This window comes from Phocaeicola fibrisolvens, assembly GCF_025567125.1.
GTDB lineage: Bacteria > Bacteroidota > Bacteroidia > Bacteroidales > Bacteroidaceae > Phocaeicola > Phocaeicola fibrisolvens.
In genome coordinates this window covers 1-5469 of sequence record NZ_JAOQJI010000090.1, presented here as the reverse complement: position 1 = coordinate 5469, position 5469 = coordinate 1, and the positions used below count along the sequence as shown (strand labels likewise).

Annotated in this window: 6 protein-coding genes and 1 pseudogene; all 7 read left to right on the top strand. The window is 36.8% G+C overall.

What is annotated here, in order from left to right; genetic code table 11:
- Nucleotides 1-136 precede the first annotated feature (136 nt).
- Complete coding sequence (locus tag OCV81_RS17500) at nt 137-1423, top strand: IS1380 family transposase (protein WP_148331112.1); 1287 nt, start codon at nt 137-139, stop codon at nt 1421-1423.
- A gap of 367 nt (nt 1424-1790) precedes the next feature.
- Nucleotides 1791-2258 carry a hypothetical protein gene (locus OCV81_RS17945; protein ID WP_262640541.1) on the top strand — a complete coding sequence of 156 codons (468 nt, stop codon included), beginning with the start codon at nt 1791-1793 and terminating at the stop codon, nt 2256-2258.
- A 78-nt stretch (nt 2259-2336) separates the two neighbouring features.
- Nucleotides 2337-2666, top strand: coding sequence for a hypothetical protein (locus OCV81_RS17490; RefSeq protein ID WP_148331111.1), 330 nt, complete (start codon nt 2337-2339; stop codon nt 2664-2666).
- A 240-nt stretch (nt 2667-2906) separates the two neighbouring features.
- Nucleotides 2907-3737, top strand: coding sequence for a methyltransferase domain-containing protein (locus OCV81_RS17485; RefSeq protein ID WP_083655179.1), 831 nt, complete (start codon nt 2907-2909; stop codon nt 3735-3737).
- Between the two features lie 129 nt (nt 3738-3866).
- Entirely contained in the window at nt 3867-4574 is a 708-nt protein-coding gene (locus tag OCV81_RS17480) for a hypothetical protein (protein ID WP_148331110.1), read from the top strand.
- Nucleotides 4568-5139 (top strand): annotated as a pseudogene (locus tag OCV81_RS17475) (aminoglycoside adenylyltransferase domain-containing protein); the annotation flags it as partial. The gene OCV81_RS17480 and the pseudogene OCV81_RS17475, both read left to right, overlap by 7 nt.
- A 102-nt stretch (nt 5140-5241) precedes the next feature.
- A partial coding sequence (locus tag OCV81_RS17470) for a hypothetical protein (protein ID WP_262640539.1) occupies nt 5242-5469 on the top strand: 228 nt, incomplete at its 3' end.

The following is a 5469-nucleotide window of genomic DNA, read 5'->3' as shown; positions in this document are numbered from 1 at the left end:
CCTTAATTCCGCAACACTATTACAAATATAACTTTTTAAGTACCTGAGCAACAAAAAGTTGCTCAGGATTTTGCCATGTCAGATTTTTCACCTATCTTAGTGTTGCAAATCAAAATATGTATCAAACCCGACAGACATGGTAAAGGTAGCAATAAAATCTGAGAAACTCTCTCCTTTTGGAGGAATTTTTTCAATAATGGAGCTATTTGACTCCAATCTCTCATCTGTAATCGACTCAACTCTCGGTATGAGATGCAGGCTGTATGGTTATCAATACAGCGAAATCATCCGTTCGCTTATGAGCGTTTATTTCTGTGGCGGCTCATGCATAGAGGATGTCACCACTCATCTGATGTACCACCTCTCGCTTCATCCGACATTTCGCACATGCAGTGCCGACACGATTCTCAGAGCCATAAAGGAACTGACCCAGGATAACATTTCCTACACATCCGACACTGGCAAGACCTACGACTTCAACACGGCAGACATGCTGAATACACTGCTCCTCAATTGCCTATTGTCCACAGGGCAGCTGAAAGAGGGCGAGGGGTATGACGTTGACTTCGACCACCAGTTCATAGAGGCTGAGAAGTTTGATGCGAAACCCACATACAAGAAGTTTCTCGGGTACCGTCCAGGTGTGGCTGTCATTGGCGACATGATTGTCGGCATAGAGAACAGCGACGGCAACACTAACGTTCGTTTCCACCAGAAGGACACGTTGAGGAGATTCTTTGAGAGGATTGAACAGAAAGGATTGACAGTCAATCGTTTCAGGGCAGATTGCGGATCCTGCTCAGAGGAAATTGTGGAAGAGGTCGGAAAGCATTGCATGACTTTCTATATCCGCGCCAACCGCTGCGGTTCGCTCTACGATGACATCTTTGCACTCAGAGGGTGGAAGAGAGAGGAACTGGGCGGCATTGAGTTTGAACTGAACTCCATTCTTGTTGAGAAATGGAAAGGGAGGGCATACCGTCTTGTAATCCAAAGGCAGAAGCGAATTGACGGTGAGATTGACCTGTGGGAAGGCGAATACACCTACCGCTGCATCCTTACAAATGACTACGAGTCTTCCGAGAAAGAGATTGTCAAATTCTATAACCTCCGTGGAGGGAAGGAACGCATCTTCGATGAAATGAATAACGGATTCGGCTGGAACAGGCTTCCAAAATCCTTCATGGGAGAAAACACGGTGTTTCTTCTGCTTACGGCACTCATACGCAACTTCTATAAATTCATCATGGCGAGGCTTGACGTGAAGAGGTTCGGACTCAAAGCAACAAGCCGCATCAAGGCGTTTGTCTTCAAGTTCATCTCTGTGCCAGCCAAATGGGGCAGGACATCAAGGCAGTATGTGCTGAATATCTATTCATGCAACAACGCTTATGCTGATGTGTTCCAGAATGACTTTGGATAACACCGACAACTTATGGTCGTGACTTTGCGTATTGCCTCAAGTCGCATGGTGGGGTAAGGGGCGTTTATATGTCTTTATGGTGACATTCGATGCACTGTGCCCCCTTTTTACTAACGATGCAGATTATTTTCGCTTCTGTATCATATAGGCGCGTAGTTGCGGATTTGAGGATTATGATAATGTAATTAAGTCAATTCATATACTAAGAGATAGAAATGGGCTTAATTTCCCCACAGATGGAATTAATATTTCGACAGTAGGTCCTTTAGAACAATTAAAAAAAATAAGAGAAGAACATCTGAAGATACAACTCACCCTCTCTCTTCATGCAACAAATCAAAGAACAAGAGATATAATTATACCTCACATGAAAGGTTATGACATAAATAAGATTGTTGAATCTGTTTTATCATATTCGGAAAGACATAACAGAAAAGTAACAATTGCTTATTTATTGATTCCTGGTCTAAATGATAAAGCAACTGATGTACGTCAATTAGGAAGATGGTTTCGTGAGAAAAATGTTTTGATAAATCTTTTGCAATATAATGATACCGCAAATTGCAATATTAACAGGCCAAACAAACAACAATTAGTTGCATTTAAATTGCGACTTGAAGCGGCTGGTTTAGAAGTAAAAATGAGAGAATCACGAGGTAATAACATCAAAGCTGCCTGCGGTCAGTTGGTTAGTAACACAAACGAGAAGAATAAGCAACACAATTCAATGGGGAAGGATTTAGGTTTTCACAATCGTTCAAAAAGCAAGAAAGAGAATCCTAAAAGCAAGCACAAAAATACATTTTCTAAAATTAATTACAAAACAAAACACTAAATTAACCGTATTTTGTTTGTGATGCATAGGCGATCTGTTTTTTTGTCTATCAACAATTAGAGTTACAAGGAATCTATTATGGAATATAAATGTTTATCCGATTTTTTGTTTAAAGGAGAAAATAAAAATATTAATATAAGTGTGAGCAAAAATAGTCCAGTTAATGCCTCCTTAAGTTTGGATGGATACAAACATTCAATGGTTCAAATAATAGCATTAACTATTGCACTCAAAATGAAGACTGTTATTGTTAATCCACCTATAGTAAGTGATACATATGTTTTTATCGCAATAATAAATGAACTAGGTGGTACTGCAAAAATATATAACAAACGTTTGTTTATTGACGCAAGTACCATATGTAATGCCAACATTCCTTTCTTTTTAGGAAATCTCTGTCCGAGATAAGTATTGGTGAATAAAAATATTCCTATAGGTAGGATAATTATCGACAAAGAAATTTTCTCTGGAGTGGGAAAAGCAGACCAAAGTATGCTATAATGCAATAAAATAGTTATACAAACTTGAATTTGAGGAGGTGATAAGATGACAGCATATATGAGATTAAGATAATACCGCGAGTTGTGTTGCGGTACATCCGTATTACATAACTCGCTTTCGGTCAAGAATGTAATAATGGAGGATGTCATGAATAAAATTATTAGATTTAATGACAGCGAAAAGCTTTTTCGTTGTCCAATATGTAAACGAAAGTTAAAGATGGTAGGCAATAGTTTGCTGTGTAGTAATAAGCATTGTTTCGATATTTCTAAATTAGGATATGTGAATTTTGCATTAAATCAAAAGCAATCTAAGCATTATAGCAGAACTTCTTTTGAAAGCAGAATGGATATTTTAGAAAAGGGATACTATTCACATATTCTTACGGAGATAACACATATATTGAGCAAGCTTGAAAACATAACAACTATTCTTGATGTCGGATGTGGTGAAGGATATTATTCTAGAAAAATCAAAGAACTATTTCAAGCAGATATAGTTGCTTTTGATATTTCAAAAGATGCCATTTCCCTTGCTTCAAAAAGAGACGGTAGTAAGTCTATAAAGTGGTTTGTGGGTGATTTGGAAAATATGCCAATTAGAGACCACTCAGTAGACTGTATACTGGACATATTTACACCAGCTAATTATTTGGAGTTCAATAGAGTTCTGACGGATAGCGGCTATATTGTAAAGGTTATTCCTGGGAATAAACATCTGATGGAGTTCAGAAACATTGCAAAAGAACATTTGAAAAATCAAGAGTATTCCAATGAGAATGTGATTAACTTATTCAAGAAGCAGTATTCTGTTATTTACCAAAAAAGAGTTTCAGAATCATATGAAATGCCGTTAGAGGATATTAAAATTTTTGCAGACATGACCCCACTGCTCTTCCATGTAGATAAAACTGAGATTGATTTCAAAAAGCTAAAAACTTTGACGATTGATGCAGAGATATTTGTGGGAAGTCTATAACGCTTGAAACTTTCAGTTTGACGGAGCAACAAATTCCAATTTGTTGAACTGAATAGCACATACTGACCGATAGGAACAAGGATGAAATATACCTTGTTCCTTTTCGTTTACCCAGGGCATTCATAGAAAATGAATAAACAGGTCAGTTATGCATACCAACACTTATCTCGGACAGAGACTTTAGGAAAGTGTATTCATGGTTCTATGTATTTGTGCCCGGCGCTATTAATTGCATTAGGAAAATTTGAATATTATGGTTCTGGAGGTTGTCAAATTGGTGATTCGATAGATTCACATAATAGACCATTTTCTCATATTGCTTCAGTGATTGAATGTTTTAATCACAAAATAAGTATAGAATCTAATAGAATAATAGGTAATTTTGGTGACAATAGCGATATAACCGAGTTAGATATAAAAAATTTTTCATACTCTAGCGAAGATTTGAGTGGACCGCTTGTAGGAGGGGCCACTAAAACGGCATTACTTTTATCTGTTAACAAACAAAAATTTATCATAAAAAATCCATATTTAAAAACGGATGTCTATGATATGATTGATTTTTTGCGCTTAATAGGTAAAAAAATTGACATCTCTGATAATTCTATTGTCTGCAGTGGAAATGTTATGGCTTCTTCCAATCAGTATATTGAATTTAATCTAACTCAATGCATAAGTGAAATTATAACATATTCCACGTTAGCTTTAATAAATAATACAAATTTGACATTTTTAGATTTAAACAAGAAAACAATTTCGCTAACTTTAAACCTGAGATATAATATTATTCAATCAGTGACAGAAAAATTATCCTCTTTGCCTTATATAGAAACATAAATGCTATTAGACCACTTGAAGTTACGGTCATAAATCAAAAGGATGTTGTCCCTTGGAAATTTCCTCCTAAACATGAATTTATGTATGGTGAGTGGCTAAGGGAGCAGTTTGATAAGGGAGCAATTCCTGAGCCAACTTATGATCCCGATTTAGCAATTCTTTTATCTCAATTAAGAGAAAATAGTATTAACCTTTTCGGACCAGAGGCAACAGAAGTGATTGAGCCTGTACCAATGACAGATATTCGAAGGGCGATTAAAGAATCCTTACCCGGGTTGATAGCTAGCATTGAAGGTGACGAACGCAATGTGATTTTAACTTTAGCCAGAATGTGGCTGACATCCTCTTCCGGTAGAATTTGCTCAAAAGATCAGGCTGCTGAATGGGCGATACCTAAATTAGCCAAAGAGCATGCTACTTTACTTGAAAAAGCAAAAAAGGCTTATTTGGAAGATTATGATGACAAGTGGGAAGGAATGGAGACTGAGATAATTGAACTCGTTAATTATTTGAAAAGATCTATAGAGTCTTCCCTTAATATTTAAATCCTTTTCGAATAGTTTAAATACAACAGTGATTAGTTTTTAATGCGTATTATTGGTGATTATTACTTCGATATGTTCCCTCATACCTCGTTTTCTCAAAAAACAGTAAAAAATTGATAGATATGTTTCCGCATACGTCGGGCTCTAAAATTAGCCAAAGACATCAATTCCATCAACTCGAGCCACGTGGAGTGCGTAGTTTTGATGTCAAGGGTAAGCAAATAAAGGGCGAAAAGAAAGCTATAAAACTGCTTGAAACTTTTGAATACCTCAAATCCGCAACTACGCGCCTATATGATACAGAAGCGAAAATAATCTGCATCGTTAGTAAAAAGGGGGCACAGTGCATC